Source organism: Streptomyces sp. NPDC055078 (assembly GCF_053607985.1).
This window is the reverse complement of the sequence record NZ_JBSGUP010000849.1, coordinates 1-3,041: the sequence shown is the minus strand read 5'-3', so window position 1 is coordinate 3,041 and position 3,041 is coordinate 1. Positions and strand designations below refer to the sequence as shown.

At 73.4% G+C, this 3,041-nt stretch carries 2 protein-coding genes; one reads left to right on the top strand and one right to left on the bottom strand.

What is annotated here, in order from left to right; genetic code table 11:
• Positions 1-128 precede the first annotated feature (128 nt).
• Complete coding sequence (locus ACWF94_RS37605; RefSeq protein ID WP_453499286.1) at positions 129-1,409, bottom strand: glycosyltransferase 87 family protein; 1,281 nt, start codon at positions 1,407-1,409, stop codon at positions 129-131.
• 121 nt (positions 1,410-1,530) lie between these two features.
• On the opposite strand from ACWF94_RS37605, the gene ACWF94_RS37600 reads away from it, so the two are divergent.
• Positions 1,531-2,673 (top strand): glycosyltransferase family 4 protein, encoded by a 1,143-nt coding sequence (locus ACWF94_RS37600; protein WP_453499284.1) that lies wholly within the window; start codon positions 1,531-1,533, stop codon positions 2,671-2,673.
• Positions 2,674-3,041 lie beyond the last annotated feature (368 nt).

The following is a 3,041-nucleotide window of genomic DNA, read 5'->3' as shown; positions in this document are numbered from 1 at the left end:
GATCTGGCTGCCCTGGCATGGGCGTGCACATCCAGCTCGTTGGGGGTCCCCCTGGACGAAGTCTGGGGGAGTTTGAGGACACGCCCGCAGGGCGTGCGCGGCAGCCCGCGGCGGGATGGCAGGTGATCTCATCCTCTCCGGCGCTTGAGGAGCGGGCCGGGGGCGGACTCATGGGCGCGGAGGGACAAGTTCAGCCCCTCCGGCGACTGAGGAGCACTCCGCGCGGCCGGGATCCAGACCCGGGCACACGCCACCACCACCGCGGCCACCAGCAACCCGTTCCGCACCAGCAGCACCGCCACCCCCAGCGCATCGCTCTCCACCACATGCGCGAACCAGATTGGGAACTCCAGCACCGTCACCCCCGTCGCGCCCACCACCAGCCAGGCGGGCAGCGCCATCCGGCCGGACGGGAACACCAGGCACACCGACGCCAGGCCCACCAGCCAGAGCAGATACTGCGGGCTGATCACCCGGCTCGTGGTGGTGAACAGCAGGACCGCGGTGAAGGCCAGGTCGCAGGGGGTGCTGGGCCCGAAATCGACGGTCCGCAGCCGCCACAGCGCCAGCCAGCCGAGCGCGGCCACCCCGAGGGCGAGGGCGAGGGCCGAGACCAGTGGGACGTACGGCCCGAGGAATTCCACCGAGCCGTAGTTCAGCCGTACTTCCCCCTCCCAGCCGAGGTGCCGTGCCACGTGGAAGACCAGCGCGCCCAGCGACTCCACCTCCGTGCCCCGGTCGCGCTGGAAGGTGAGAAAGGCCAGCGCGCCCGGCATCGCGGCGAGGAAGAGCAGGGTCAGCCCGGCCGCCGTGCCCGCCGCCGTACTCCAGGCCCGGCGGGTGACCCGCCCGCGCGGCAGCCCCACGAGCAGCAGCACCGGCCAGACCTTGAGCAGCGCCCCGAACCCGGCCAGCGCGCCCAGTACCCGAGGTCGGCGGACTCCCGCCAGCAGCGCGGCGACGGCGACGGCGGTGACCATCAGGTCGTAGCGCGCGTACGCGGTGGGCCCCAGCAGCGGTACGCCGCAGATCCACACCCAGGCGCCCCGGGCGGACTTCCCGGGCCGCCCGCCCGCGTACCGCAGCGCCGCGAGCACCAGGGCGTCACAGAGCAGGGACAGGACGAAGAACGCGGCGGCGTATCCGAGGAAGGGCAGCGTGGCGGGGGAGAGGATCGCGAGCGCGGCGGCGGGCGGATACTGCCAGGTGACGTCGTCCAGCGGGAACGTGCCGGTGCGCAGTACCCCGTACCAGCCCTGATAGATCACCGACACATCGGTGGTGACATCCGGTCCCGGGAACGGGAGGACCCGGAAGACCCAGAGCAGCAGCGCCGCCCTGGTGAGGGTCCACACCATGAGCTGGGTACCGCCGCCCATGAGCCGGGTGCCGCCGCGCGCGTCCGCCATGAGCAACGTATCCCTTTCGTACGGGATTGTGAGGTGCCCATGATGCAGTGCGGGTCCTTGCCGGGGGCGTCAGGCAGGGCCGTTCGGTGCCCCCGGCGGTTTTCGGTACTGTCGGCGGACGATGCACAAGACCCTGATCGTGACCAACGACTTCCCGCCCCGGCCCGGCGGCATCCAGGCGTTTCTGCACAACATGGCGCTGCGGCTGGACCCGGACCGTCTCGTCGTCTACGCCTCCACCTGGAAGCGCGGGCGCGAGGGCGCCGAGGCGACCGCAGCGTTCGACGCCGAGCAGCCGTTCGCCGTCGTCCGCGACCGTACGACGATGCTGCTGCCGACTCCGCGCGTCACCCGCCGGGCGGCCGGACTGCTGCGCGAACACGGCTGCGAGTCCGTGTGGTTCGGAGCGGCGGCCCCGCTCGGGCTGATGGGTCCCGCGCTGCGCAGGGCGGGTGCGCGGCGGCTGGTCGCCACCTCGCACGGCCATGAGGCCGGGTGGGCGCAGCTTCCCGCGTCGCGCGGGCTGCTGCGGCGGATCGGCGAGGGCACGGACACGATCACGTATCTGGGGGAGTACACCCGCTCCCGGATCGCCGCCGCGCTGACCCCGCGGGCGGCCGGCCGGATGGTCCAACTGCCGCCCGGTGTCGACGAGAAGACCTTCCACCCGGACTCGGGCGGGGACGCCGTCCGCGAGCGGCTCGGGCTCAGCGGCCGTCCGGTGGTCGTCTGTGTGTCCCGCCTGGTGCCGCGCAAGGGCCAGGACACCCTGATCCTCGCGATGCCCGCGATCCTGGCGAAGGTCCCGGACACCGTGCTGCTGATCGTGGGCGGCGGGCCGTACGAGAACGACCTGCGCGCCCTCGCGGCACGGACCGGGGTGGCGCGGTCCGTACATTTCACCGGGCCGGTGCCCTGGGCGGAACTGCCCGCCCACTACGGCGCGGGCGACGTCTTCGCGATGCCCTGCCGCACCCGCCGGGGCGGCCTCGATGTCGAGGGTCTCGGCATCGTCTATCTGGAGGCGTCCGCGACCGGCCTGCCGGTCGTCGCGGGCGACTCCGGCGGCGCCCCCGACGCCGTCCTCGACGGGGAGACCGGCTGGGTGGTGCGCGGCGGCTCCGCCGGGGATTCGGCGGACCGGATCGTGACTCTGCTCCAGGATCCGGATCTGCGGCAGCGGATGGGCGAGCGCGGGCGGCGGTGGGTCGAGGAGCGCTGGCGCTGGGATCTGCTGGCGGGGAAGCTGCGCGAGTTGCTGTGACGAGGGGCGGTGGCGCGGCGGCGCGCGGCCGGGGCAGGTGTGCGGGCTGACGTCATCGGCTCCGGATACGGACCGGCCGGGCCGCTACGTGGCCCGTACCCTCCGGGAGCCCGGGCATTTCAGCCCTTCCGGCGCACCTCTCGGTGGTAGCGCCGGGGGAGTTTGACGAGCGGGAGCCCAGGCAATTCAGCCCCTCCGGCGTTTGAGGAGCGGGTCCGGGCAGCGCCCGGGTGGGGCCCGAGCCGGGTGTCCGGCTTGCGAAGCCCGGGCCGGGTCGGCGTACTGGTCCGTCCTCAATCGCCGGACGGGCTGGTTTTTTGCGCGCCCGGGCGTCCGGGTTCGGGCCGGGTCGGCGTACCGGTCTGTCC